This is a genomic window from Rheinheimera texasensis, assembly GCF_964031785.1.
Lineage (GTDB): Bacteria > Pseudomonadota > Gammaproteobacteria > Enterobacterales > Alteromonadaceae > Pararheinheimera > Pararheinheimera texasensis_A.
On the sequence record NZ_CAXIRE010000021.1, the window covers coordinates 570,824 to 597,331 of the forward strand.

Annotated in this window: 27 protein-coding genes and 1 riboswitch; of the genes, 10 read left to right on the forward strand and 17 right to left on the reverse strand. The window is 53.4% G+C overall.

From position 1 onward, the window contains the following. Positions 1-135: 135 nt before the first annotated feature. From ABNT34_RS14090 to ABNT34_RS14105, 4 genes are read left to right on the forward strand one after another with little or no spacing between them, the layout of a single operon-like run. Positions 136-924: an ABC transporter ATP-binding protein gene (locus tag ABNT34_RS14090; RefSeq protein WP_348732683.1), complete on the forward strand. Its 789-nt coding sequence runs from the start codon at positions 136-138 to the stop codon at positions 922-924. Beyond that, entirely contained in the window at positions 921-1,904 is a 984-nt protein-coding gene (locus ABNT34_RS14095) for an iron ABC transporter permease (RefSeq protein ID WP_348732685.1), read from the forward strand. The genes ABNT34_RS14090 and ABNT34_RS14095 overlap by 4 nt, the downstream gene beginning before the upstream one ends. Continuing rightward, positions 1,894-2,508: a cob(I)yrinic acid a,c-diamide adenosyltransferase gene (gene cobO, locus ABNT34_RS14100; RefSeq protein WP_348732687.1), complete on the forward strand. Its 615-nt coding sequence runs from the start codon at positions 1,894-1,896 to the stop codon at positions 2,506-2,508. Before ABNT34_RS14095 ends, cobO begins: the two co-directional genes overlap by 11 nt. Positions 2,509-2,549: 41 nt before the next feature. Further along, a complete protein-coding gene (locus tag ABNT34_RS14105) occupies positions 2,550-3,395 on the forward strand; it encodes a helical backbone metal receptor (protein WP_348732689.1) in 846 nt (281 codons plus the stop codon). Positions 3,396-3,398: 3 nt separating this feature from the next. On the opposite strand, the gene ABNT34_RS14110 is transcribed toward ABNT34_RS14105, so the two are convergent. Together ABNT34_RS14110 and ABNT34_RS14115 are read right to left on the reverse strand one after the other, a co-directional pair. Beyond that, complete coding sequence (locus ABNT34_RS14110) at positions 3,399-3,776, reverse strand: PH domain-containing protein (protein WP_348732691.1); 378 nt, start codon at positions 3,774-3,776, stop codon at positions 3,399-3,401. A gap of 51 nt (positions 3,777-3,827) precedes the next feature. Continuing rightward, complete coding sequence (locus ABNT34_RS14115; protein ID WP_348732693.1) at positions 3,828-4,901, reverse strand: FAD-dependent oxidoreductase; 1,074 nt, start codon at positions 4,899-4,901, stop codon at positions 3,828-3,830. A gap of 89 nt (positions 4,902-4,990) precedes the next feature. Here ABNT34_RS14115 and msrA point away from each other — a divergent pair, with 89 nt between their 5' ends. Beyond that, positions 4,991-5,542, forward strand: coding sequence for a peptide-methionine (S)-S-oxide reductase MsrA (gene msrA / locus ABNT34_RS14120; protein WP_348732695.1), 552 nt, complete (start codon positions 4,991-4,993; stop codon positions 5,540-5,542). 9 nt (positions 5,543-5,551) lie between these two features. Here the strand turns inward: msrA and ABNT34_RS14125 are convergent, their stop codons facing one another. The 3 genes from ABNT34_RS14125 to ABNT34_RS14135 all read right to left on the reverse strand — a co-directional run bounded on the left by ABNT34_RS14125 (position 5,552) and on the right by ABNT34_RS14135 (position 9,530). Beyond that, the gene (locus ABNT34_RS14125) at positions 5,552-6,481 is read right to left on the reverse strand and encodes a hypothetical protein (protein ID WP_348732697.1); all 930 of its coding nucleotides are present in this window, start codon (positions 6,479-6,481) and stop codon (positions 5,552-5,554) included. A 310-nt stretch (positions 6,482-6,791) separates the two neighbouring features. Continuing rightward, positions 6,792-8,663 carry a TonB-dependent receptor gene (locus tag ABNT34_RS14130; RefSeq protein WP_348732699.1) on the reverse strand — a complete coding sequence of 624 codons (1,872 nt, stop codon included), beginning with the start codon at positions 8,661-8,663 and terminating at the stop codon, positions 6,792-6,794. A gap of 34 nt (positions 8,664-8,697) precedes the next feature. Further along, positions 8,698-8,929, reverse strand: a riboswitch (cobalamin riboswitch). Between the two features lie 118 nt (positions 8,930-9,047). Then, the gene (locus tag ABNT34_RS14135) at positions 9,048-9,530 is read right to left on the reverse strand and encodes a YajQ family cyclic di-GMP-binding protein (RefSeq protein ID WP_348732701.1); all 483 of its coding nucleotides are present in this window, start codon (positions 9,528-9,530) and stop codon (positions 9,048-9,050) included. 106 nt (positions 9,531-9,636) lie between these two features. Here ABNT34_RS14135 and ABNT34_RS14140 point away from each other — a divergent pair, with 106 nt between their 5' ends. Both ABNT34_RS14140 and ABNT34_RS14145 read left to right on the forward strand, forming a co-directional pair. After that, entirely contained in the window at positions 9,637-9,999 is a 363-nt protein-coding gene (locus ABNT34_RS14140) for a VanZ family protein (RefSeq protein ID WP_348732703.1), read from the forward strand. Further along, the gene (locus ABNT34_RS14145) at positions 9,996-10,898 is read left to right on the forward strand and encodes a 2-dehydropantoate 2-reductase (protein ID WP_348732705.1); all 903 of its coding nucleotides are present in this window, start codon (positions 9,996-9,998) and stop codon (positions 10,896-10,898) included. Before ABNT34_RS14140 ends, ABNT34_RS14145 begins: the two co-directional genes overlap by 4 nt. Positions 10,899-10,924: 26 nt before the next feature. Here the strand turns inward: ABNT34_RS14145 and thiI are convergent, their stop codons facing one another. The 3 genes from thiI to pomA all read right to left on the reverse strand — a co-directional run bounded on the left by thiI (position 10,925) and on the right by pomA (position 14,188). After that, a complete protein-coding gene (gene thiI / locus ABNT34_RS14150) occupies positions 10,925-12,385 on the reverse strand; it encodes a tRNA uracil 4-sulfurtransferase ThiI (protein ID WP_348732707.1) in 1,461 nt (486 codons plus the stop codon). A gap of 67 nt (positions 12,386-12,452) precedes the next feature. Next, a complete protein-coding gene (locus tag ABNT34_RS14155) occupies positions 12,453-13,409 on the reverse strand; it encodes a flagellar motor protein MotB (RefSeq protein ID WP_348732709.1) in 957 nt (318 codons plus the stop codon). Positions 13,410-13,417: 8 nt separating this feature from the next. Beyond that, positions 13,418-14,188, reverse strand: a complete 771-nt coding sequence (gene pomA, locus ABNT34_RS14160) for a flagellar motor protein PomA (protein ID WP_348732711.1) — start codon at positions 14,186-14,188, stop codon at positions 13,418-13,420. A gap of 190 nt (positions 14,189-14,378) precedes the next feature. Between pomA and ABNT34_RS14165 the strand changes: the two genes are divergently transcribed. From ABNT34_RS14165 to dxs, 3 genes are read left to right on the forward strand one after another with little or no spacing between them, the layout of a single operon-like run. After that, positions 14,379-14,624 (forward strand): exodeoxyribonuclease VII small subunit, encoded by a 246-nt coding sequence (locus ABNT34_RS14165; RefSeq protein WP_348732713.1) that lies wholly within the window; start codon positions 14,379-14,381, stop codon positions 14,622-14,624. Between the two features lie 5 nt (positions 14,625-14,629). Beyond that, positions 14,630-15,514, forward strand: coding sequence for a (2E,6E)-farnesyl diphosphate synthase (ispA, locus tag ABNT34_RS14170; protein ID WP_348732714.1), 885 nt, complete (start codon positions 14,630-14,632; stop codon positions 15,512-15,514). Positions 15,515-15,528: 14 nt separating this feature from the next. Continuing rightward, positions 15,529-17,391 (forward strand): 1-deoxy-D-xylulose-5-phosphate synthase, encoded by a 1,863-nt coding sequence (dxs, locus tag ABNT34_RS14175; RefSeq protein ID WP_348732716.1) that lies wholly within the window; start codon positions 15,529-15,531, stop codon positions 17,389-17,391. Between the two features lie 76 nt (positions 17,392-17,467). On the opposite strand, the gene ABNT34_RS14180 is transcribed toward dxs, so the two are convergent. The 9 genes from ABNT34_RS14180 to nrdR form a co-directional block, all read right to left on the reverse strand. After that, the gene (locus ABNT34_RS14180) at positions 17,468-20,497 is read right to left on the reverse strand and encodes a diguanylate cyclase (RefSeq protein WP_348732718.1); all 3,030 of its coding nucleotides are present in this window, start codon (positions 20,495-20,497) and stop codon (positions 17,468-17,470) included. 67 nt (positions 20,498-20,564) lie between these two features. Continuing rightward, positions 20,565-21,035, reverse strand: coding sequence for a phosphatidylglycerophosphatase A (locus ABNT34_RS14185; RefSeq protein WP_348732720.1), 471 nt, complete (start codon positions 21,033-21,035; stop codon positions 20,565-20,567). Further along, positions 21,035-21,994, reverse strand: a complete 960-nt coding sequence (gene thiL, locus ABNT34_RS14190) for a thiamine-phosphate kinase (RefSeq protein ID WP_348732722.1) — start codon at positions 21,992-21,994, stop codon at positions 21,035-21,037. The genes ABNT34_RS14185 and thiL overlap by 1 nt, the downstream gene beginning before the upstream one ends. Positions 21,995-22,022: 28 nt before the next feature. After that, a complete protein-coding gene (nusB, locus tag ABNT34_RS14195; RefSeq protein WP_031565515.1) occupies positions 22,023-22,436 on the reverse strand; it encodes a transcription antitermination factor NusB in 414 nt (137 codons plus the stop codon). Between the two features lie 9 nt (positions 22,437-22,445). Further along, entirely contained in the window at positions 22,446-22,910 is a 465-nt protein-coding gene (ribE, locus tag ABNT34_RS14200) for a 6,7-dimethyl-8-ribityllumazine synthase (RefSeq protein WP_348732725.1), read from the reverse strand. A gap of 87 nt (positions 22,911-22,997) precedes the next feature. Next, positions 22,998-24,107, reverse strand: a complete 1,110-nt coding sequence (gene ribBA, locus ABNT34_RS14205; protein ID WP_348732727.1) for a bifunctional 3,4-dihydroxy-2-butanone-4-phosphate synthase/GTP cyclohydrolase II — start codon at positions 24,105-24,107, stop codon at positions 22,998-23,000. A 47-nt stretch (positions 24,108-24,154) separates the two neighbouring features. Further along, positions 24,155-24,808, reverse strand: coding sequence for a riboflavin synthase (locus ABNT34_RS14210; RefSeq protein ID WP_348732729.1), 654 nt, complete (start codon positions 24,806-24,808; stop codon positions 24,155-24,157). Positions 24,809-24,817: 9 nt separating this feature from the next. Next, the gene (gene ribD, locus ABNT34_RS14215) at positions 24,818-25,969 is read right to left on the reverse strand and encodes a bifunctional diaminohydroxyphosphoribosylaminopyrimidine deaminase/5-amino-6-(5-phosphoribosylamino)uracil reductase RibD (protein ID WP_348732731.1); all 1,152 of its coding nucleotides are present in this window, start codon (positions 25,967-25,969) and stop codon (positions 24,818-24,820) included. Continuing rightward, on the reverse strand, positions 25,966-26,424 hold the full coding sequence (nrdR, locus tag ABNT34_RS14220) for a transcriptional regulator NrdR (RefSeq protein ID WP_031565527.1): 459 nt from the start codon (positions 26,422-26,424) through the stop codon (positions 25,966-25,968). The genes ribD and nrdR overlap by 4 nt, the downstream gene beginning before the upstream one ends. Between the last annotated feature and the right edge of the window lie 84 nt (positions 26,425-26,508).

The following is a 26,508-nucleotide window of genomic DNA, read 5'->3' on the forward strand; positions in this document are numbered from 1 at the left end:
CCCAATCAGCTTTCCCTTTGATAAAACCTGCCTGAGCATTGCCTGGGACTGCCGGCTGCGCTGGGCGGCGCGTTGAATATTTGTTAGTATTCAGCATCCTCCTCGCTACAGACTCCGGACCCGCCGGCAGTTGCGGTGAAAAAACGCATGTCAGATTTGTTGTTGCACTGTGCACAGCTTGAATTACGCCAGCCCGATGGTTTTATGTTAGGGCCACTGAGCCTGCAACTCAAAGCGGGCAAGATCTACGGCCTGCTGGGCGCCAATGGCGCCGGCAAATCCACGCTGTTGCAGCTATTGGCCGGACTCAAACAGCCTGATCGCGGTGACATCATACTGGCGCAACAAGCGCTGTCGGCTTATACCGCGACAGCACGCGCGCGGCATTTAGCCTTTCTCAGCCAACAACAAGCACCGACCGAAATGACAGTGCGCCAGTTGCTGCATTTAGGCCTGTTACCGCATAAAGCGCTGTGGCAGCGTGATAACCAAAATGACCGCGATAACATCAATCGTGTTTTGCTTGATACCGGGCTCAGCCAACAAGCCGACACGCTGCTTGGTCGCTTGTCTGGCGGAGAGCAGCAGCGTGCGCATCTGGCCCGCGTGCTGGTACAGCAAGCGCAGTTGTTATTACTCGACGAGCCGGTCAATCACCTCGATATCCGCTTTCAGCACCAGCTACTGGCGACTTTACGTCGCAGCGGCCTTTGTGTGCTTGCCAGTTTCCACGACATCAATCTGGCCGCGACTTATTGTGATGAACTGATCCTGTTGCAACAAGGCCAGCTGATTGCTGCCGGCACACCGCAGCAGGTGCTGCAGCCGGATTTGTTGCAGCAGGTGTTTGGCCGGCCTTGTCTGGTCGACCAAAGCCCTTTTACCGGCAGTTGCCGGGTGACCTTCGCGCCGGAGCCGATATGAAAAATGCACTGCGGCTTATATGCGGGGCCGGTCTGCTGTTTGCCAGCCTGTTGGCGGCACTACAGATTGGCGCTGTTGATGTGTCACTCCCTTCGCTACTGCTAGGGAGCCGCAGCGATGCGCTGCAAGCGGAGATCTTCTGGCAACTGCGGTTGCCGCGGGTGTTGCTGGCCGGGCTTGCCGGCGCTGCGCTGGCCGTTTGTGGCGCTTTGTTGCAGCTGCTGAGCCGCAACGCGCTAGCCGACCCTTATTTGTTTGGTGTGGTCTCTGGTGCGGCGCTGGGTGCGACTATCAGCAGTTTATGGTTACCCGCGCTGGCGTTGCCGGTGGCGGCCTTTGCCGGCGCTATTTTTGCAATTCTGTTGGTGTTGGCCTTGGCGCAGCAGGCCGCCCGACAAGGCATGCAAAGTATCAGTACTTTGCTGTTGACCGGTCTTGCCGTGTCGTTTTTTTGCAGTGCCGTCGCAAGTCTGTTGCTGTATCAGGCCGACAGCTTTGCCGCCAACCGCATCATGTTCTGGCTGATGGGCAGTTTAAGCCGCGCCGACTGGCCGGCGGTGCAACTGCTTTGTATCACGCTGACACTGACGCTGGTTCTCTGCGCCTTTGGCCGGCGCCAGCTGACGGCACTGAATTGGTCTGATGATATGGCCAAAAGCTTAGGGGTTGCGGTGCAGCGCTGGCGGCTGGTGCTGCTGTTACTCTGCGCATTGTTAACTGCTGTTGTGGTGGCATATTGCGGCGGTATCGGTTTTGTCGGCCTGATGATCCCGCATCTGGTCCGGCTGCTGTTCGGCAGTCAGGTGGTCCCGCTGTTGTTTGGCAGTGCCCTTTGTGGCGCCATTTTTCTGATCTGGGTCGACAGTGCCGCCCGTACTGTGCTGGCACCACAAGAACTGCCACTGGGTATCTTAACCGCCTTGTGCGGCAGTATTTTCTTTTTGTTGTTATTAAGCCGCCGGAGTGCCAATGAATTCTGAAACCGAACAGCCGGATGACCAGAGCGGTCATCAAAAACGCCAGCAAAAACTCAAAGCACAAGTGGATGCCCGTATTGCCGCCGCCACCGAGGACAAAGGTTTGTTACTGGTGATCACCGGCAACGGCAAAGGCAAATCGACCGCCGGTTTTGGCATGGTCAGCCGGGCGACCGGTCATGGCCAAAAAGCCGCGGTGGTGCAATTTATCAAAGGTGGCTGGGCCTGTGGCGAGCGCAATTTACTGCAGCAGCATGGTGTGCCTTTTGCCGTGATGGCAACCGGTTTTACCTGGGAGACACAAAACCGCGACACCGACCGCGCCGCCGCGCAGCAAGTCTGGGCAGAGGCGCGGCAATTTCTGGCAGACCCGGCTATTGCGCTGGTGCTGCTCGATGAACTGACTTATATGGTCGCTTACGATTATCTGGATTTGGACGAAGTACTGGCGGTGCTCAAAGCCCGCCCGCCACAACAACATGTCGTCATCACCGGCCGTGGCTGTCACCGTGCGCTACTGGAACTGGCCGATACCGTCAGCGAAGTACAAAACGTCAAACATGCTTTTGATGCCGGCATCCGTGCCCAGCAGGGAGTGGACTGGTGACGGACGGACTGGTGAGAAATCGATTGGGGAGGAGCCAACCGGTGAGACTGCTGACTGCCCTGCTGCTTCTGTGTAGCTTTCAAGGAATGGCAGCGACACCACCACGTCTGGTGGTGCTGGCACCGCATCTGGTCGAGCAGTTATATAATATCGATGCCGGCGAGATGATTGTCGGAACCGTCGAACACGCCGATTATCCGGCCGCTGCCAGTAAAATCCCGCGGGTTGGCAACTATGCCGGCCTGCAACTCGAGAGTATTCTGGCGTTAAAACCGGATCTGGTACTGTACTGGCAAAGCGGCAGTCCGGCCGCCGATATCAGCCGGCTACAAAGCCTTGGCATCCGCACTGAGGCCTTCGAAGCCAAAACCCTGGATGATATCGCAGGCGATTTACTACGTCTTGGCGAGTTAACCGGTCAGCAGCAACAGGCTAAGCAGCGAGCCGCGGAGTTTCGCCAGCGCTTAGTAAAACTGCGCCAGCAATATCAGCAGCAAACCACAGTGACAGTGTTTTACGAGTTATGGGACGAGCCGTTGTCAACCATTGGCCCGGACGCCTGGCCGATGCAGGCACTGAGCCTGTGCGGCGGCAAAAATGTCTTTGCTGACGCCAGCAGCGCTTATCCGCAGGTCAGCGCCGAAGCGCTGTTGCAACGTCAGCCGCAGCTTATCCTGCAGCCGACATCTGCCACTGAAACCCGGCGTCTGACTGACTTCCCACAGCGATTTGCCAGCTTACGGGCAGTTCAGCTGAAACAACTGGCACAGCCCAATGCCGATTTATTACACCGAGCCACGCTCAGAACCCTTGATGGCGTCGCTGAGCTCTGCCAGATCCTGGCAAAAAGCCGGGCTTTTTATGCCGATAAGGCCGCGCAACACTAGTGTTTAGCGACAGGCATAAGTCGCCAGCGCTTTTTGCACTGCGACTATATTGCTGTCTTTACTAAAGGTTTTGCGGATAGGTTCATTGGTGCTGCTGAGCCAAATCAGCAGCTCGGATTCGAGGTCAAAGTGACCTTTGGTTTCTGCCGAAAAGCGCACGATGGAGCGGTAAGGTACTGACATATATTCTTTTTTCGAACCGGTAATGCCCTGTTTATCAATCAGGACCAGCCTTTTGTTGGTAAACACTATGATATCGCGCAGCACTTTAAACGCCTGCTCGGCCTGCTCACCGTCGGCGAGAAATGCCGCCAGCTCTGCTTCGACATCAGCCAGTTCGACTGCGCCGGCATTGCCTAATAACCCACTGAATAATCCCATAATCACTCCGTTGCTGAACGCCGTCCCTGTGACTGCGTTGCCATATTGTTGCTAGTCAGCAGCCAGCATAAAGTCCGCTGCGGTCGCTGACAAGTCTGGTGCTTTAATCTGCGCCGGCAACAGCTGACTGGCAGCCATAAGGCCCGCCAGCCAGGCATTTTCAACCCGGCCACCGAAACTCCAGTCGCCGGCGACCACCAACCGCTGCGCCGGTTCGCTGAAAACCCCGGGCGATGGCAGCTCTGCATTGTAACTGGCATACAACCAACGATGGCAAAGCGCTGAGGTCACCTGAAGTTTCTGACCAACGATGTGACTGAAAGCCTGCTCCGCAACAGCGGCCACTTCCTCCGGCCTGGCTTCAAGCAGCTGCAGACTGCTCTTTGCAGTCAGATGCAACACCCAGTGCTCAGCGATACCAACACGGCCCGGTTTAGCATGATTGCGTGCACACCAACTCAAAGCGCCTGACTTGCCGAAAATTCCCACCGCCGGATGGGTCACCGGCTCAGCAAGCTGCAACGCCACAGCCCAGCACGGCAACAACAGGTCAGCCGGGAGTCGTTCGGCCAGCGGCTGTGTAGTTAACAACTGCCGGCATTGCTCTGGCGGACAGGTCAGAATTAATGCATCAAAACCGGCATAGCTGGCACCATCAGCGGTACTGACAGTCCACTCACCACATTGCTGGCTGCTGAAACTGCTCTGACTGTAACTGAGCTCTGTCACAGTGCAACTGTAGTGCTGGTCCAGCGTACCCAGCTCGGCGCGCAGCATCTGATGCATCGCCGGTGTGCCGACATAACGAATGGCTGCATCATCGGATGGCAATAACAAGCCATGCTGCCAGACATGCGGCGCGAACACCCAGCGCTGCACCAGCCCCTGCTGCTGCCATTGCAACACCTGGCGTAAAAACCAGGGGTGGCGCGCGGTGAAGTACTGCGCGCCCATATCAAGTTGTAAATATCCGCCGGCCGCCGGGTCGGTTTGCAGTCGTTTCGATGACATGCGTCCACCCGGGCCGCGCCCCTTATCAAAGATGGTCACTTCAGCGCCGGCACCAGCCAAAGCTCTGGCGGCACTGGCTCCGGTCATCCCTGCGCCGATAATTGCAATCCGCATAATTTTCTCCCTGTTTCACATCTGTTGGCCTGCTTTGTCGTATTAGACTACGCTATCGGGCAACAGGCAGATCGGTGTAAGGAATCAAGATGGCACAACTGGCAACTTTTGCAGGCGGATGTTTTTGGTGTATTGAAGCGGCGTTGGCCCGGGTACAGGGCGTGTCGCAGGTCGTCAGCGGCTATATGGGCGGCAGCAGCGCCACCGCCAATTACCGCGCCGTTTGTACCGGCAGCACCGGCCATGCCGAAGTTGTGCAGCTGCAATTTGACCCGGCACAGGTCAGTTTCGAATTATTACTGCAGATGTTTTTTCAGCTGCATGACCCGACCACGTTAAACCGCCAGGGCAACGATGTTGGCACGCAGTACCGCTCGGAAATTTTTGTCCACGATGAGACGCAGTTACAGGTTGCACAGCGGTTTATTGCCGATAAGCAGCCTGAGTACAGCGCGCCTATCGTCACCGCCATCAGTCGCGCCAGCACCTTTTATCCGGCGGAGGCCTATCATCAGGATTATTTCAGCCAGAATCCTGACCAGCCGTATTGTGCTTATTTAATTGCGCCAAAGCTGGCGAAATTCCGCCAGACTTTCGCCGCAGCTTTAGGCGAATCAGACATCACGGCAGAGCTGCAGTGAAGTCCGCGATTATTCCCAATCAGACTCAATGACGCAGCCTGGAAACTGCGCTGCAGCAAAATAGGCGTTGGGATCTTTATATTCCAGCAGGCGATGGTTAAAGCTGATTTTTAGACTGACGCTGTCGCCGGGTTGTTTCCCCTCAAGGCCGCGCAACGGGACTAATACACCTGGCTGGATATTGGCGTTATAAATAATCCGCGCCGGCAATGCTTCACCAACCCCTAAGGCATTGGACAGACGCACGCTAAAACGACCCAGCTCTGCCTGCAGCTTTCTGATGATGTTCGGCGTAAGTGTGTTCAGCAACTTAAAAATAAAAGGCACATCGACCTGATGCGACACTTGTGGTTCGGCTTTGGAAAGGTCCGGGATCGCCTGTAGCTGCCGGCTAAGCACATTGTAAAAACCGCGGATCTCCACATTGTTCAGGGTCAAAAACACCCGCACTGTTGCCGGCCATTTTTTCAGTTCACCGATCCCCTGCAGATGGAAGCCATTCAGCAGAACCGGTACTGTGCCGTCTGCAGCCACGACGCCCTCAATCTGCATCTGCACTTCCCCCAGCACATAGGCGTTGATGCTGCTGACCCGGTCCAATCCCTCATTGGCCTGAATGTCGTAAATACTCTGGCTGATCATTTCTTTGTAGTTATTTTCGATATAGCTGGTTTGCGCAGAGGCCAGCGCCAGAAAATCCCGCTGCATCAAAGTTGGATAGTCGGATAACGTTGTAACACCTTCGGCATGGCACTGGCCGCCGGAAATAATCAACGGCTTATCAATCACATGCTGACAATCTTCCATCTGCCTCGCGACATAACGCCGGACTTTATTACAGGATTCGTCGGCAGGCACGGTAAAAGCTTGTGCCGTTGGCAGGACCAAAACGCATGCCAATAGTGCAACAGCCATCGAAGGGTTGATAGATTTTTGCATGTTCATTTTTCGGCTCGGTGACAGGACAAAGAGACAGCATAATGCCGCTTACGAGATTGACCGGATACTTCAGATATACGGCAGTTTTTCGTCCGCCAAGTTACTTCAAAGCAGATAAAGCGGGATTCGGCGCTCAATTGCTGAATAACCGCAGGAGCCTCTTCGGTAATTTTTCCGCCCTGGGCCCATACAATCTTGCTGGCGACATTGTCCAATTCAACCGACAACTTGAACAGGATTTCAGCGGATCATAAAAGTAAAAAAAACCGCCGCAGCGGTTTTTTTAATTTCAGAACACCAAAGCGCGCAATCAGAACCAATAAGACTGCAAAGTCAGACTGAATTCACGCCCTGGCTGGTAGTAGGTACTAAAACCAGATTCTGTGATGTATTGCCGGTCCAGCAGGTTTTCAATATTTAACCGCAGTTGCCACTGCTCATTAAATTTATACGAAGTTCCGGCACCTGCGACAAAAGCAGAGCGGATCAGCTGCACATTGGTCAGTTTGTTCGTGACCTGATCGCGGTATAACAAGTTGCCACTGAACTGCCAGTTACCGTGACTCAGGCTGACCAGGTAATTGTATTTTTGCTTGGGAATATTCGGTAAACCCGCCTTGCCCAGTTCATATTCACCTTGGGTATAGGTGGCGATCAACTGGTGCTCTACAAGCCCTGTCTGGCCACTCAGACTATATTCCAGGCCATGTAAACGGGCTTGCGTCAGGTTCTGCGGAATGTACTTGCTGTCTGACGCTATCATGTTGGTCATATCGCGGACAAAGTGAACGGCATCCAGCCGGATCTGATGCGTTCCGCCAAGGTCCAGCCGCACGCCGGCTTCACGCGACAATGACTGTTCCGGTAATAACTCAGGGTTGCTGTACTGCGGATAATACAAATCGTTAAAAGTTGGTACTTTAAACGCACTGCCCTGACTAAAACGCAGTTGTAATGGTGCAGCCAATTGATAGGTCATACCCCATTGATAGGTATTGCTGCCACCATACTCTAAGGTCAGGTCACGTCGTACCGCGCCATCCAGCGTCAGCGCGTCGATTTGTTGCTGCGCTGCGACAAACAGACTTTGGGTGCGGCGAGACTCATCAATGATGTTTAGTTTTACCGGCGGTTCCCAGCTTGAGAAGTCTTGTGTCTTAAAGTCCACCGCTTCTTGTCTGGTACTGATGCCACTGACCAGGCTTAACTGAAATGGAAAAACCGCTGATAACTGATACTCAGCATCCTGACGGGTGGTTTTAAACGGGAGTTGCAGCTGGTCATTACCATAATTCAGACTGTCATCCAGGTTATACGCCAGTCGCATCTGATGCGTCAGCGCTACATCCGCCGCTTGCTGGCGGAACTCGCCAGATAACTGGTACAGGTCAGACTTAATTTTGCTTTGGTCCGCATAACGCCCCCATTGCATTGAACCGTCATCATACTCGACGTCGCCCCGGGTCAGCTGGCTACTAAACTCCAGTTTGCCCTGACTAAACTGCTGGCTGGCGCCCGCCCGGACGAATCGGTTGCGAAAGCCGTCCCGATCCGGGTCTGAATCCATTGGGACTTTCATCACATGAATGCCGTCCGCGCGGCTATAACCCACAGACGCAAAAACCCGGGTGTCGTCCTGACGATAGCCGGTGTGAAGTGCCGATTCAGCCAGTCCGTTGCTGCCGCCGCGCAACATCAACTGAGTTGTATCATTTTGCCGGGTTGTAATGGCAATAACGCCTCCCACTGCATCCGAGCCGTAGTACGCAGCGCGTGCGCCGCGAATTAATTCAACTTTCTCGATCAGTTCCAACGGCAACTGCGATAAATCCTGATAGCCGCTGGTGGCAGAGCCGACCCGGATCCCGTCAATTAACACCAGATTGTGTTTTGAACTGCTGCCACGAATAAACAGACTGACGTTCTGGCCACGACTGCCCTGACGCGCCAGCTGCACCCCTGGTAATAACTGCAGCAGCGCTGGTAAGTCTTTAGGTTGATAGAGTTCAATGTCAGCCCGGGTAAACACGGTCACACTGGCATTGACGTCACTGACCGGCTTGGCCTGACGGCTGGCGTAGACAGAAATGTGTTCAAGATCGGATGTTGTTGGTTGCGCCACAGCGCTGGCATGCGTACAGGCGCCGGCCACTGCGATGGCCAGTAAAGAAAATTTCGACATGTTGACTCCACTGCACATGCCCGCCGCATGTGGTTGGTTGATGAAATTTTCAGGCCGGTCTCCGGGCTGATCCTGTTGTCGATACTGACAGCGCCATGTCCCTTCCCATCCGAAGACAGTGGTGGCGTGGCGCGCTGTGTGGGAAAAAACCAAAACACAGCACAGAATTTACCGTTGCGGGGGCAGCGCTGGATTTGGCCTTGTGGCGGACACCAGCTTCCCGTTTCACTGCGAACTAACGCAGCACCTGAAAAAGCGCGCTCAGTGTAACGGGGCAATACAGAAAGTCAATGAATTTGGAAATCCAGACGTCTGTACAAAGAAGAATTCAGATGGAAAGAAACGCCTGAGCAACCAGTTGTGCCAGGCGTTTGCGAGAACAGATTAATCGCGGAAATTCTGATACTGCAAAGGCTGGCCTAAGTCGGTCGCGCGCAATAAAGCGATAGCTTCCTGTAAATCGTCGCGTTTTTTACCGGTGATCCGCACTTCGTCACCCTGAATAGACGCCTGCACTTTGAGCTTGCTGTCTTTGACCAAAGCGACAATTTTCTTCGCCAGGTCTTTTTCCACGCCTTGTTTGACGGTTAATTGCTGGCTGCAGGTTTTACCAGAAAACTCCACTTTGCCCGATTCAAAAGAGCGGATATCCAGGCCGCGTTTGATGGCTTTGTTGAAGAACAAATCTTTCATCTGGGTTAACTGCGGTTCAGCTTCGGCTTTCATGGTCACAGTCGTCTCTTTAACGCTGAATTCAGCCTGCACACCACGAAAATCAAAACGGGTCGCCAGTTCACGGTTGGCGTTATCCACGGCATTTAGCACTTCCTGCGCGTCCGCTTTAGAAACAATGTCAAATGATGGCATGTGGCGCTCCTCTTATTATGCAAACCATGCAAATTTTACGGCTGGCGATTATAGCGCCACGCACCGTATAATCCGAGTATCTTGGTACAATTTCAGGTGTTTTTTCTTGCTCCCTCTGCAAAAACCTCTAGCGATCTCCTTGTTTCTGTTGCTGTTATCTATTGCAACTTATGGCTTTTTAAAAGATGTCAGTGGTATCCCTTCAAACTGGATGCCCAATGACAAAGTGATGCATCTGCTGGTGTTTTTTACTCTGACACTGAGTTTTCACCAGGCCTTTCGCCGGCCGTTCTGGCAGGCTTTGGCCGGGCTTGCGCTGTATGGCGCGCTGATTGAAGTGGCGCAGGCGACTTTTACCAACCGGATGGGTGACCCGCTCGACTGGATAGCCGATGTGGCCGGTGTAATTCTGGCGGCCGCAGTTATCCGCCGTCTCCCTGACGGCTGGTTTCGCCGGGACCTGGCATGAGCACAGCAAACACTGTCACCGGTATTGTCGGTCAGGGCGCCATCGGTCTGCTGGCTGCCAGCCAGCTGGCGTTGCATCAGTGCCCTTTTCACTTGCTGCTGCGTCGGCAGCAACACCACAATCTGGTGCTGAATTTTCGTCAGCAGCAACAAGATTTTCCGCTGTTACTGAATTGCCAGCGTCCGCAACAGCTGATCACGCTGCTGTTGTTGCCGGTGAAAGCCTTTTCTGTGCAAAGTGCATTACAGCAATGGCTGCCTCTGTGCACGGCCGATGCTGACATCGTCTTGTGCCACAATGGCATGGGTACTTTAGTGGCGGCACAGCAACAACTACAACCCGGGCAAAAGCTCTGGTTTGCCAGCACCACACACGGTGCACTGAAATCCGGACCACACCAGCTTGAACACACCGGCATCGGCGGCACTGTGCTGGGGCCAGTCAATGATATTGCCAGAATTACGCCCGCGCCTTTTACACTGATTAACGCGGCGTTAGGCCCGCTGGAGGTAGTCAGTGATATTTTGCCGGTACTGTGGCAAAAGCTGGCGATCAATGCCGTGATCAATCCGCTGACCGCTTTGCTGATGGTAAAAAATGGCGAACTGACCAAACCGCAGCACCGTACACAAATCGACCAGCTGGTGGCTGAGTTTTGTCAGGTTGCTCGCACGCAAGGCCAGCAGTTTGATGCGCATTCCCTCACCCAAAGAGTTCTCGCTGTCGCCGCCAATACCGCCGGCAATTATTCATCGATGCAACAAGACCGGGCGCTGCAGCGCCCGGACGAGTTGGAATTTATCACAGGATTTTTGTTGAATGCCGCGGCCGAAGCAGGACTGACGCTGCCGGCACATCAGCAACTTTACCGGCAACTACGCGAAGTGAAACCAGCCTGAGCATCAGATATCAGGCCGGCACTCCGTCAGGCTTTTTTATAGACACCCACATTCTGATAGCCCTGCTCTTTGAGCAACAAAGCCTGCAGACGGCTCATCACGCCACGGTCACAATACAGGTAATACTGTTTACTCTGGTCAAGGCCGGCAAACTGACTGGCGATACGGAAAAACGGCAATTCGTGCACCTGGTGGCTGTCGAGCTGCAGCGGGTGCAGGTCCGTTTCATCCGGCGCCCGTACATCCAGCACTATCGCATCCGGCGGTAACACAGATTCAGTCGCGACTGTGGTCAACTGCTGCTCAGCCTGATATTCGACAGTGCGGATATCAAGAACTTTTGCTTCAACACTTACCTTGTCCAGAATACTGAAATCAAATTGCTGCTCAGCAGCCAATACATCGGTCAGTACCGCATTAATCGTCGGATTGCGTGAAATCACACCACAGTATTCCGGCATGGTTTTCGCCATATCCTCCACACCGATGGCGCGGGCGATGTCGATAATTTCTTGTTTATCCTGGTATATCAGCGGGCGCAGGATCAGAGTATCGGTCACCCGGTCAATCACATTCAGGTTCACAATCGTCTGACTGGCCACCTGGCCAATACTTTCACCGGTGACTACCGCTTTGACATTCAGGCTCTCCGCCACAACCGCAGCAGCACGCATCATCATCCGTTTTAACACCACGCCCATCAGGCCGGACGGAATACGGCTTAAAATCTCATCGACTACAGGTGCGAAATCCACCGAGACAAATTTTACTTTGTGCGACAGGCTGTATTTTTGCCAGATATAAAACGCCATTTGCCGCACACCGGTTTCATGCGCCGCGCCGCCTAAATTAAAAAACAGGAAATGGGTGCGCAGACCTTTGCGGATCATCAGATAACTGGCGACTGCCGAGTCAAAACCGCCGGAGATCAACGACAACACATCGCCCTGGCTTGGCAGCGGAAATCCGCCCATGCCCTGATAAATGCGCTTTTTCATGATGAGATTGTCACGGCGGATCTCCAGCTGAACCGAGACGTCCGGGTTTTTCAGTTGCACTCTGGCACTTGGAATATGCTGATTCAGGCCACCGCCGATATAACGCTCGGCATCCAGTGAACTGAAGCTGTGGTCGCCACTGCGCCGCACCCGCACGACAAAACTTTTGCCGGTCAGTTCGTCGCGATAGAGCGCCAGTACTTGTTCAAAAATATGATGCAGTGAGTCAAAACTGGCTGACTGCATTTCAGCAAACTGCACTATGCCGGGGATACACTGCAGATGCTCGGCCATTTGCTGGCGCAGTTTTTCGTCGTCTTTGTCGAGTCGCACTGTCAGGTGGTCATACAAATTATGCACTTCAACCGCAGGGTCCAACCGCAACAGAATGGTTTTAATATTCTGCTCCAGCAACATCGTCTGGCGTTTACGCACTGATTTGCTCTTGATGGAGATCTCTGGATGCAGTTTGACAATAAATTCAATCATGGGAACACCGGACAAAAAAACGGGCGCTGATTATACAGCGCCCATCGTGGAAGTGCGACAGCAGTATTTAAGGCTGCTTCACCGCTGCAGGCTGCGCCGGCGGCTGTTGCAACTGAATAGGCGCAGACTCTTTAGCCTTACCTTGTACAATTGAGATCTCAACCCGGCGATTGCGCTTGCGGTTTTGTTCAGTGTCATTATCGACCAGCGGCCGGGTGTCGGCATGACCCACCACTACCAGCCGGTTTTTCTCCAGACCAGTGCCGTTTAACAGTTCAACCGCCACCGACACCGCGCGTTTCGACGACAGCTCCCAGTTATTGCTGTTCAGCTCATCCGACACCTGGTCGTTGTCGGTATGACCAGACACTGTTACTTCGCCGGGGATATCGCGCAAAATCGCGCCAATTTGCTGAATAATGGGTTTAAAACGCGGCTGTAAGAAAGTCGAGCCTGAAGGGAAAGAGCCGTTTTCCTTGATGCGAATGATGATTTGCTGACCGAGCGATTCCAGTTCAATAGCGCCGTCCTGGATTTGTTCCTGCATCTGCTCAGCGATTTTTTTCGCCAGCTCGTTGGTTTGTTCCTGCTCTTGCCCTTGAGCTTCGCCGGTCGCCGCAGATGATTGCGCGTCGGTGTTATTGGACGCCCCGCCGGTCTGTTCACCGCGCTGTTCCTGTACGCCGCCGGATGAATCCTCTTTACCAGCCTGGAATTCGATGGTCTGTAGCGTCATATCAATCGTTTGCTGCTGGATAGTGTCAATCGGCGTCGGCTCAGGCCGACCCGGGCGAAACTCCATCGCGATGACGCTGGTGCCTTTGGGAATGTCTTTGACTTCGATTTTATTTTGCACACCAAAAGCAAAAGCCATAGAGCCGGCAATTTGCTTAAACTTCTGTACGTCCATTTCTGAAAACGACAGCAGCAACACAAAGAAGCACATCAGCAGCGACATCAGGTCGGCAAAGGTTCCCATATATGCGGGTAAACCTGGGGGTGGGCACTTCGGACAGTCAGCCATAATCTGCCTCAGGCCTCATCCGTTTTCACAGCGCGTTTTTTCTCTTTAATGTAATTACGCAGCACGCCTTCGATCACTTTCGGGTTCTGGCCATCCTGAATGCCCATGATGGCGTCGAGGATCAGCTGATTATTGGTTTTCTCTTCATTGTTGCGCACAATCATCTTATCGGCGATTGGCATACAAAGGCAGTTAGCCTGCAGCGCGCCGTATAAAGTCGTCAGCAGCGCAACGGCCATCGCCGGTCCAATTGATTTCGGGTCGGACATATTCGCTAACATTGCAACCAGACCGACCAACGTGCCGATCATGCCCATCGCGGGGCCGAGATCGCCGAGTTGTTTCCAGACGCCAACATAGACTTCATGACGGGCGTAAGTTAATTCGATATCTTTTTCCAGCGTGGTGCGCACGACATCAGCATCATGGCCGTCAACCAGCATATTGATGCCTTTTTGCATAAATGGATTGCTAATTTCAGCTTCTTCCAACGCCAGAAAACCGCCTTTGCGTGCGGTGTCGGCCAGCTGCACTGAGCGTTCGATCAACTCTTCCGCTGACTGGGATTTGAAAATAAAAGCTTTGCCTGCGGCAGAGAAACATGAGGCTAACTGCGACATAGTGAATTTCATCATCACCACGGTGATACTGCCACCAAACACGATAACGATAGAAATAAAGTCGTAATACATCATCAGGTTGCCGGATGCACTTAAGTACATTGCCCAGACCATCATACCCAGGGTTGCAAGTAATCCTATGACGGTTGCTAAATCCACTTCTTATCTCCTGCCGAATCAGAAAAAACTGATGTAATCATGCTAGCTTAACGCGATCTATCGACCAAGCTACGGACAATGTTAAATTTTTTTCCGATCTCTGGCAAAAATAGCCCTATCAGCGGCCTTTCTGATTGACCGGTGCCGGTGCCTGAGGTAACTTTGCGCTCAAATTACAGTGGGGACCGCTATGAGCAAAAAGCAGGCAGAAAGTGCTCAGTTTGAGGACAATATCCGAGAACTGACAGAAATAGTCCGGCAACTGGAGCAAGGTGAATTGTCACTGGAACAAGCTCTGGCGTTTTTTGAACGTGGTGTTGTGTTATCCCGCCTTAGTCAACAACAACTGCAGGCCGCTGAGCAGAAAGTTCAGCTGCTGGTGCAACAGGCGCAAGGCGAACAACTGGTTCCCTTCCAGACCGACAGCGGAGTCTGATCCTGATGTTATCCAATCTCGCGGCTGACCATCAAAGAGTCGGCCAGCTGCTGTTAGCTCATCTATCCGGTATGACGCTGACGGATCCCAGACTTCATCAAGCGATGCAATACAGCCTGCTGCTCGGCGGCAAAAAATTGCGGCCTTTTCTGGTCTACAGCGTCGGCCGGATGCTCGGCGCGGCTACTGTCGACCTGGATGGTCCGGCGGCAGCGATTGAGTGTCTGCATACCTATTCGCTCATCCACGATGATTTACCGGCGATGGACGACGACGACCTGCGCCGCGGTCAGCCAACCTGTCATAAAGCCTTTGATGAAGCCACCGCCATTTTGGCGGGTGACGCCTTACAAACACTGGCGTTTGAGCTGTTAACCCAACATCCGTATCAGGCTGTCAGCGTCGAGCGGCAATTGCAGCTGGTGCGTGAGCTGGCACGCCAGTCCGGCTATCAGGGCATGTGCGGCGGTCAGGCGATTGATTTGGCTCATACCAACAAAACCATGACATTAGCCGCGCTGGAACAAATGCATCAGCTAAAAACCGGCGCATTGATTTGTTGTGCCGTCCAGTTTGGCTGGTTGTGCAGCCCGGATCAAAATCCGCAGCATTTACAGGCTTTGTTGCAATACGCCCGTGCTATTGGTCTGGCCTTTCAGGTGCAGGATGATATTCTGGATATCGAAGGTGATACCGCCACGCTCGGCAAGCCACAAGGTTCTGATCTGGAAGCCAACAAAGTGACGTATCCGGCTCTGCTTGGCCTTACGGCAGCTAAACAAAAAGCGGCGGATTTAGTAGCAGAAGCCAATCAGGCACTGCACAGCTTACCTTATGACACGACCGAACTGGCTGAACTGGCCAGTTATGTTATTGCACGCAAATTCTGAGCAAGGTTATTTTCATGGCGCCTGACATTTCCAATTATCCCCTGCTGGCCAAAGCCAATCTGCCTGCTGATTTACGGCAAATCCCGCAGGACCAGCTGCCGCGTCTGAGCCACGAATTACGTGATTATTTGCTGCATTGTGTCAGCCAGAGCAGCGGGCATTTTGCCTCCGGCCTTGGTGCCATCGAACTGACCGTTGCTTTGCATTATGTCTACAACACGCCGTTTGACCGGCTGATCTGGGACGTTGGCCATCAGGCTTATCCGCATAAAATTCTGACCGGCCGGCGCGAACGTATGCCGACCATCCGCCAACTCGATGGTTTGCATCCATTTCCATGCCGCGAAGAGAGCGAATACGACACTTTGACAGTGGGCCACTCTTCAACATCGATCAGTGCTGCGCTCGGTATGGCAATAGCTGCGCGCGCCGAACAAAAAAACCGTAAAGTGGTTGCAGTGATAGGTGATGGCGCTATTACGGCCGGTATGGCGTTTGAAGCCCTGAACCACGCCGGTGAAGTCAGACCCGATATGCTGGTGATTTTAAACGACAACGAAATGTCGATTTCGGAAAACGTCGGGGCACTGAACCGTTATTTCGCCCGCATTTTATCCGGTAATTTCTACACCAGCCTGCGCGAAGGCGGTAAGAAAATTTTAAGTGGCGTGCCGCCGCTGCATGAACTGGCCAGCCGCGCTGAAGAGCATTTTAAAGGCATGGTGACACCGGGCACTTTCTTTGAAGAGCTGGGTTTTAACTATATCGGCCCTATCGATGGCCACGACGTGCTGAATCTGGTCGATACCATTCGCAATATGCGCCAGCTGAAAGGCCCACAGCTGTTGCACATAGTGACGAAAAAAGGCAAAGGCTACGCCCCGGCCGAACAAGACCCTATCGGCTGGCACGCGGTCAGTAAATTCGACCCGGCCAGCCAAATGCAGCCGAAAAAAGCGGCCAGCCCAAGTTTTTCCAACATCTTTGGCAACTGGTTATGTGATATGGCGGCACAGGATAAACTGCTGCATGCCATCACTCCGGCGATGCGCGAGGGCTCAGATCTGGTACGGTTCTCCAAAACTTATCCGGAACGTTATTACGACGTCGCCATCGCTGAGCAACACGCAGTGACATTGGCGGCCGGTCTTGCCACCGAAGGCTTAAAGCCGGTGGTGGCGATTTATTCGAGCTTTTTACAACGCGGTTATGACCAGCTGATCCATGATGTCGCGTTACAAAATCTGGATGTGACCTTTGCCATCGACCGTGCCGGCATTGTCGGCGCCGATGGTGCGACGCATCAGGGTGCTTTTGATTTAAGTTATCTGCGCTGTGTGCCGAATTTATTGATTATGGCGCCGTCCGATGAAAATGAATGCCGGCAGATGCTCTATACCGCTTATCAGCACAAAGGCCCAGCCGCTGTGCGTTATCCGCGTGGCTCTGCCACCGGCGTTGCGCCTGATGAGCAAATGACCGCCCTGCCCGTTGGCAAAGGCCGGGTGGTACGTACTGGAGCTAAGATTGCCATCCTGGCCTTTGGGACGTTGCTGCAACATGCAACTAAAGTTGCCGAAACCCTGGATGCCACGTTAGTGGATATGCGTTTTGTTAAACCGCTGGATCTGGGATTGTTGCAACAACTGAGTAACGACCATCAATACTTCGTCACGCTGGAAGACAACGCCATCGCCGGTGGCGCCGGTTCCGGCGTCAACGAAGCGGTTGCAGCGCTGCAGTTACCGGTACAGATGCTGAATCTGGGCCTGCCTGACCATTTTATCCGGCACGGCACGCAAGAACAGCTGTATGCCGAACTGGGGCTCGATAGTGCTGGCATCGAGCAAAGTATTCGCCGCCATTGCCTGCGTTAAAGCAAAAAGCCCGGTGATTTGATGACCGGGCTTTTTTGTCAGTGGTTTTTATTGAGTGTTCTTTATTGAATTTGCTTTATTGGATGACGTTGTCCTGCATGCGGCCGCTGTTCAGTTCAAACCAGGCCACTCCATCAGCTAACAACTTCTCAATCTGTGCTTCAATGTGGTCGGAATCTTCAAATTCAAAAGCATCAACCTGACGGTCGAACTGAATACTGGCAACACCGTTGCGGCCGTTGTGCTTGACGTGAAACAGCGCCAGCTCCGCCAGCTGTAGCGAAATTTCCCAGCCAATCAGTTGCCCGCCTAACAGTTCGAGCGGATAAATGGCATAACCAACCGAACATTGCACCGCGACGGCACGGCCGTCCGGCAGCACAAAGGCCTCGCTGCCAACCAGTTCATTTAGCCGGCAGGCAAACTCCCGCACCATATCCAGCGGAATATCCCGCAGCACCAGCATAAATTCCTCACCGGCATAACGCACCACGTAGTCCGAGCCGCGGGTTTCGCGAATTAACAAGCCGCTGACCTGCTGCAAAATACTGTCGCCGGCGCTGTTGCCAAACTTATCGTTGATGAGTTTGAAGTTATCCAAATCCAGCTGCATCAATGCAATGCACTTGTTTTGCGCCAGCATCGATTCGCGGTTGCGCTGATAATGCTCGATATCTTTCGGTAGCTGCTCAAACAGAAAACGCCGGTTACGCAGGCCGGTCAGCGCGTCTTTATGCGTTAACTGCGACAACTGCTCATTCAATTCATTTAAACGGATGTTCGAGGTTTCCAGCTCCTGAGTACGCAGTTTTACCAGTTTTGTTAACTCCGCCTCGCGCAGTTGGACATTGCGCCGCGCCAGCCAGAACATGCTATAGAGCACAAACAAACCCAGCAATAACCACAAACCGCGATACATCACGGTTTCATCAAAACGCCGCGGGATCAACAGCTCCAGCTCCGTCTGCCCTGCTACTTCCCAGCTTTGGTTCAGATTGCGCGCCTGCAGGCGGAACTGATACCGGCCCGCCGGCAGGTTGGTGTAAATCGCGTCGCGCCGGCCGGCGGCCAGGTGCCAATCCTGATCAAAACCGACTAGCTGGTAGCGAAATTCCAGCGCCATCGGCTTAAGAAAGTCCACCGCTGTATAGCGGATAGACAAGTTACGCTCATCCGTTTCCAGTACCAGCCGGTTCTGCTCTGGCAACAGGCTATAACTTTTCTGTGCCTGAACCTGCTGCACCATGGGCCGGTAGCTTTGGCTGCTGCTGGCTTTGAGTTTCACCGGTACCGCCACCAGGCCTTTTAACGTTGGATACCACAGCTGCTCCTGCCAATAAGCCACTTTGCTGGCGCCTGAGCCATTACAACAGCGGCCAGGCGCTGTACCGAGCTGGCGCTCATAAGGCGTTAATACTTCTTCGAACAGATTACGACCCGACGGGCTATCAGTGAGTTGCTGTGGCAAAAAGCGGAAGATACCTTTGAGCGTGCTGACCCAGACATAACCGGACAGGGTGTCCTGATACAAGCTGACCACAGGCTCAAACGGCAAACCGCTGGCAGTATCAAATTGCAGCCATTTGCCGTCAAACATCCGGACAAAAAGCCCGTCATCCACAGTGCCGACCACCAGCGGGCCTTGCGGCAATTGCAGCATCGTCGTGACAAAAGCATTGTATAACGGTGTTCCTAAGCCGATCCGCAGCAATTTGTCTTGTTGATACTGATAAGCCCCCCGTGTTGTACCAATTAACAACTTGTCCGGATTGTCCTGCACAAAGGTAATGACACTGGATTCGAGGTCGTGATTCAGTGCAAAAGGCACCAGCTCTTGCTGGAAAATAAACAGGCCATCATTAGTGCCGAGCCAGAAACCCCCAGCCTGTCGCTTTTTCACCGTTTTGGTTTTCACGCCACGCAAGTCTTCGGTCAGCGGGCTCAGCAAACCGTCACTGAGCCGTAAGCGTTTGGGGCCGTTATCGGTCGCCAGCAACCAGCTGTCGCCATCGGTTTCGAAGTCCTGCACCACATTCAGCGGCACATCACCGTGCAAAGCAATTTCGGTATAGCGCTGAGATTTATCAAGCAGCCCAAGGCGTTGACTGGAGGCTACCAGCAGCTGGTCGTCGGCGGTACGAACCACACTTCGCACCATGACATCCTGCTGCCCCTGACCTATCACCCGTTTGATTTTGCCGCGACTGACCCGATACAAACCATCGCCGAAGCTGCCGAGCCAGACATTTTGCTGCTGGTCTTCGTAGATGTCGTTAAATTGTGTTGCACTGCCCAGCTCATCGCGGCTAATCACCTGCCAGTCTTGTTGCTGATGCCGGTAAAAAAGCTTGTCGTAACTCGACACCCAGCTGCCATTCTGGCTGTCCTGATGTAACTGGTACACCGGCGTACCGCGCTCCAGTGGCAAGGGCGCCGCGCGGATAGTGCCAGATTTATCAACCAGATAATAACCTTGCTCACTGGCGAGATACATTACACCGTCATGCCAGAGCAAATCATAAATCGGATGTTGGGCTAAATCGGCCGGCAAACTGATTTTATCGAGCTGACCGTTTCGCGCCAATTTATACAGATATTTGCTGCTGCTGACCCAGACATGCTCCGCCGACACGGCGATTTGACTGACCGGCTCTTTAATTTCTTCAACCCGGCTGACCTGGCCGTCGCGTACCCGAAACAGGTTATCTGCTGCCACCCAAATTTCGCGTTCGCCAACTTCGGCAATAGCCGTCACTTCACCGAGAATGTTGTAGCGATCAAACTTCAGCTCCCGGCTGTTAAGACCGGACAAGCCGGTCATAGTGCCGACCCAAATATAGCCCTGACTGTCGGTATAAAGCCGGGTGATCACGTTGCCAATCAGCTGACGCCGGGTATTGATGCTGCTAAAGCTCTCAAAATGGCTGCCGTCAAAGCGGTTCAGTCCTTCCAGCGTGCCTACCCACAGATAACCTTGCTGGTCCTGAGTAACGGCACGGACTGAGTTGTTGGACAAGCCGTCAACGGCAGTCCATTGCTTGATGTCGTAATCATAAATGGATTGTGCGGCAGGCGCTGCCGCCAGCACTGAATGGCTGGCGAACAAGCAAAAAAGCAGAAGAAAACAGAATCGTTTCAGAAACATAGCAACCTGTGAACCGTGAAGACGGAGCTTACAGCGCTAACGATACACCATGCAGTAAGCAACAAGCCAGCACTCCGGCGACGATGTCGTCCGCCATCACACCAAGACCACCGGTGACATGCTGGTCAAAAAAACGTACCGGCCAGGGTTTGACAATATCCAGCAGCCGAAACAGACAAAAACCTGCCAGCAACCAGGGCCACTCCCAAGGTAAGGCCCACATGGTCAAGCCAAAACCGACCACTTCGTCAATGACGATGCCACCATGATCTTCGACGCCTAAATCGCGGCTGGTGATTTCACTGACATACACACCAAGCACCGCCAGCGCAACCAGCAACAAGCCAGACCACAGCAGCGGCAGCTGCGTCAGTGCAAACACCAGCGGCAAAGCTGCGACAGTACCAAAAGTACCAGGCGCCACCGGCGCCAGACCTGAACCAAAGCCTGTCGCCAGGATGTGTTGCCAGCGGCGCAGATTAAAAGGTTGTTTTTTCATCAGAAGTGCTGATATCCGCTGTGCTGGTAACTAAAGGGTTGGTCCAGGTGACGTAATTCCAGTTTACCGGTCGCGCCGGTGATGCGGCCGATACAAGTCACTGGCACACCATAAGGCGACAATAACACTTCAAGAGAACCGCGTTTATCCTCAGGTACTGTAAACAGCAACTCGTAATCCTCACCGCCGGATAACGCGAACTGCAACGCCTGTTGCCAGTCGCAGCTGTCTTTCAGCGCCTGCGACATCGGGATTTTCGCCACATCGACAATAGCACCGGCGTTTGAACGTTTCAGGATATGCGGTAAGTCACCACATAAACCATCTGAAATATCCATACAACTGCTGGCGATAGTGCGTAGCGCCTGCCCAATCGCCACCCGGGCTGTTGGATAATGAAAACGCTGCAAAATATGGCCGCGATGTTTTTTACTGACTTCTGCTTTGCCTTGCTCCACTTGCAAACCAAAAGCTGCGTCGCCTAAAGTACCGGTGACATAGATATAATCACCGACTTTGGCGCCGGCACGGCTCAGGGTTTTGCCCCGTGGTACTATGCCTTTTGCGCACAAGGTCAATGTCAGCGGGCCCCGCGTGGTATCACCACCCACGAGCTGGCAATTGTAGTAATCAGCGGTTTCGCTTAAGCCTTCGGCAAAGGCTTTCAGCCAGTCATCATTGACGGCTGGTAACGTCAGCCCAAGCGACAGCCAGCAAGGCTCTGCGCCCATAGCCGCCAAGTCGCTGACATTAACTGCAACCAGCTTGTGGCCAAGAGAGCGCGGGTCCACATCGGGAAAAAAGTGCACGCCTTGCACCATGGTATCTGTGGTCACAACCAGATCAAAGCCGTCGCGGACCTGGATCACGGCGCCATCATCGCCGACGCCAATACTGACGTCATTGCGGCGATAACCGGAGCGGGCAAAACATTGTTCTATCAGTTCAAACTCGTGCATAAAAAAGCCGACTTTCGCCGGCTCTCCATCAGTTTGGTCGCAGTAGCCTGACTGCTTTATCGAGGATGCCGTTGACAAATTTGTGACTGTCATCGGCGGCGAAGGCTTTGGCCAGTTCAATCGCTTCGTTGATCACCACTTTGTATGGCACATCTGGACGGAACTTCAGTTCATAAGCCGACACCCGCAGGATGGCTTTTTCAACCAAATCAATTTCTTCAAACGGACGTTCAACAAACGGCTTTAATGCATCGTCCAGTACGTTCAGATTGACCACGACACCGCGCAATAAATCCTGAAAAAATCCAACATCCAGATGTTTGGTATTTTGTTCCAGCAACAGTTGTTGCTCGATATCACCAATCGGATTTTTGCTGACCTGCCAGCTATATATCCCTTGGACTGCCAGTGAACGGGACTGACGACGTACATTCGGTTTCATGCAAAAATCCTAGAGTTGAGCCAGAACGTTGACCATTTCCAGCGCAGAAGACGCGGCTTCTCCGCCTTTATTGCCCATTTTGGTACCAGCTCGTTCGATAGCCTGCTCGATACTTTCGACCGTCAGCACGCCAAAAGACACCGGTAAACCATATTGCATCATGACCTGTGCAATACCTTTGGTGCATTCACCGGCAACATATTCAAAGTGTGGAGTGCCACCGCGGATCACTGCGCCCAGTGCGATGATGGCATCATATTTTTTGCTGGCCGCAACTTTTTGCACCGCCAGTGGTAATTCAAAAGCACCCGGGATCCGCACAACCGTGATATCAGCATCGTCGACATTACCAACGCGCTTTAAGGTATCCACGGCACCGTCGAGCAGACTTTCGACGATAAAGCTGTTAAAACGCGCCACGACGATGGCAAACTTTTTTCCTTTGGCGGACAAGCCAGCTTCAATCACCTGCATCGGAGATCCTCTTTTATGAAGTACTTTGTGAAAAAGGCCGCATATGATAGCACAAGTCCGGCCTTTGCCATCCTGCTTTTATTCAGCTTATTCTGAAACGTAATCGACCACTTCCAGACCAAAACCCGACAGCGCATGGTAACGTTTCGGCTGGCTGAGTAAGCGCATCTTTTTCACACCGAGACTGGCCAGGATCTGCGAGCCGACCCCCACGTTGCGACTGGTGCCTTTCCAGCCGGCAGCTCTGGGTTTTTCGCCGCGGTCTTCAGCAGCAAAATATTCCACAGTGCGGATTAAATCATCGGTAGATTCCTGCTTACCTAACAACACCAGCACACCGCCCTCTTGCTGAATACGTTCCATCGCACATTGCAGCGAGAAACTGCGGTTGGCACCGCGGTTTGACAGCAACAAATCACTGAAAGTGTCGTGCAGGTGCACCCGCACCAAGGTAGGCTGCTCTGCGTTAATTTCGCCTTTAACCAGGGCAAAATGCAGCTGATTATCGATAGTGTCGCGGAAAGTCACCAGCTCAAAATCACCGGCAGCTGTCGGCAAATGGCAACGCGCGACCTGTTCGATGGTGGTTTCATTTAAATTACGGTATTCGATTAAATCAGCAATAGTGCCAATTTTGATGCCATGTTTGGCGGCAAATTTTTCCAAATCAGGCCGGCGCGACATAGTGCCGTCTTCATTGAGGATTTCGACAATCATCGCAGCAGGTTCAAGGCCTGCTAACCGGGCCAGATCACAACCGGCTTCAGTGTGACCTGCGCGCACTAACACACCACCATCCTGCGCCATCAACGGGAAAATATGACCAGGCTGCACAATATCTGCAGGTTTGGCATCACGTGCCACAGCGGCTTTGACCGTACGGGCGCGATCGGCGGCGGAAATACCGGTGGTGACGCCTTCGGCGGCTTCAATCGACACGGTAAAAGCGGTAGAAAACGGCGATTTGTTTTTATCAACCATCAACTGTAAATCCAGCTGTTTACAGCGCTGGCGTGTCAGTGTCAGGCAAATCAGACCACGGCCATGGGTTGCCATAAAATTCACTGCATCCGGTGTGACATACTCGGCCGCCATCACCAAATCGCCTTCGTTTTCGCGGTCTTCGTCGTCCATCAGGATGACCATTTTGCCGTTGCGGATATCGTCGATAATTTCGGCTGGGGTATTTAATTGCATCTCAAATCCTCGGGTACAGGGTTTAGTCGTGCCGGTAAGGACAAGACTCAGAGAAAACCGCTTTGTTGTAATAAGTTCATGGTGACAGCAGATGCAGGTGCTGCCTGCTGTCGGCCTTGCAATAAACGTTCGAGATAACGAGCCAGTAAATCCACTTCCAAATGGACTTTGCTGCCGGCTTTGAGCGTCTGGATTGTGGTTTCGCGGGCGGTGTGCGGCACTATGGTCAGGCGAAAACCATCGCTGGTTAATTCATTGACCGTGAGGCTGACCCCGTCGATAGTCACTGAGCCTTTTTCGGCGATATAACGACTGAGCTCTGCCGGAGACTGCATATAGAGTTGCCAACTCTGGCCGGTTTTCTCAACGTGGCTGACCAGCGCAATCCCATCGACATGGCCGCTGACCAGATGGCCGCCTAAGCGCGTGGTGGGTAACAAGGCTTTTTCAAGATTAATGCGCTGACCGGTCTGATAACTGCCAAACAGCGTGCGGCTTAAGGTTTCACCGGATACATCCGCGCTGAAGCTGTTAGCACTGAGTGCTGTCACGGTCAGACAAACGCCGTTGCTGGCGATGCTGTCGCCTAACTTAACGTCGGAGAAATCCAGCGTGTCACTGTGGATAGTGAGCCTGGCGTCCTGGCCGCTACGCTCAATCGCGCTGATTTGGCCCGTTGCTTCAATAATGCCGGTAAACATAATGCTTCCTCAGCGCTTTGACTGTGTGTTGTTGAATGATGCGGTCAGGCGCAGATCGTCACCAATCTGCCGGACATTCTGCCACTGCCAACGCGGCGCTTGCGACAGCTGACTGAGGCCACCGGCCTGCAACATTGGCTTTGCATCAGCCCCCAATAACAAAGGCGCCTGATAGACCACCAGTTGATTGATAAGATGTTGCTGCCAGAACGATGTTGCTAATGTGCTACCTGCTTCGATCCACAAAGTATTAAGCGGATAATCGGCTAAGGCCTGTAATAAAGCATTGAGATCAAGCTGCCCCACGGCATCAAGCCCAAGCCGCAACCGGCTGACATTGGCGACAGCTGTCGGTGCGAGTTCAGGCCATTCGTCGGCAGGCCCGGCGTGACAGAGCAGAATATCGCCGCCTTGCTGAAACAGCGGTTCAGAACCCGTCAGACGGCAGCGCCGGTCCAAAATCACCCGCAGTGGCTGGCGCAGCGCACCATCTTCCAACGGTGTGACTGCGGTCGAGCGCACGTTTAACAGCGCTTTGTCCATTTTGACTGTTTCGGCGGTCGACAGAATGGCGCAACTTTGCGCCCGCCAGAGTTGCACATCTTCGCGGGCCGGGGCACCGGTCAGCCATTGGCTTTCACCATTGGCCAGCGCCACTTTGCCATCCGTGCTGCAGGCAAGTTTCAGTTGCACATAAGGCAGCTTGGTGCGCATTTTGTGCAAAAAACCTGGATTCAGCGCTTCCGCCTGCGTGTCCAACAAACCAACATCGACCTGAATGCCGGCAGCTCTGAGCCGTTCGACACCAGAGCCTGCAACTTTTGGATTCGGATCCAGCATCGCCACCACGACTCGCTTTAATCCGGCAGCAATTAAGCCATCGGCGCATGGCGGCGTGCGGCCAAAATGACTGCAAGGCTCCAGCGTGACATAGGCAGTAGCCTCTGCTGCGGCAGGACCGGCCTGACGTAGCGCAAAAACTTCCGCATGCGGCCCACCAGCCTGGCGATGATATCCTTCCCCCACTACCGCGCCGTCTTTGACAATGACACAGCCAACATTCGGATTTGGTGGCGTGGTGAAGCGACCCAAACTCGCAAGCTCAAGAGCGCGCTGCATAAATTGATGATCGGACAACGAAAATACGCTGCAGGCCGTCATGTCGGGTCGTCTCCGAGCCTGGCGATTTCTTCACCGAATTCACGAATATCTTTAAAGGAACGATACACAGAGGCAAAACGAACGTAAGCAACTTTATCGAGCAGCAGCAATTGTTCCATGATTAAGTGACCAATCATTTCACTTTGCACTTCGCGCTCGCCGGTTGCCCGCAGCTGGGATTCGACTTTGCTGATCAGCGACTCAATATCCTCAGTCGGAACCGGCCGTTTTTCCAGCGAACGCTGCAGACCACTGCGCAGTTTGTCTTCATTGTAGGGTTCACGCGAGCCATCGCGTTTGATGATCCGGGGCATCACCAGTTCAGCGGCTTCGAAAGTGGTAAAACGTTCATGGCAGGCGGTACATTCCCGCCGCCGTCTGACCTGATAACCATCAGCAACCAGGCGGGAGTCGATGACTTTGGTATCGTCCGCCCGGCAAAAAGGACAAAACACTGGCCTTCTCCTGAAAAAACAATGGCCGCGAAAGGCGGCCATCATATCACTTCAGCCCGACGGCTGTCAGGCTGCGACGCCTAA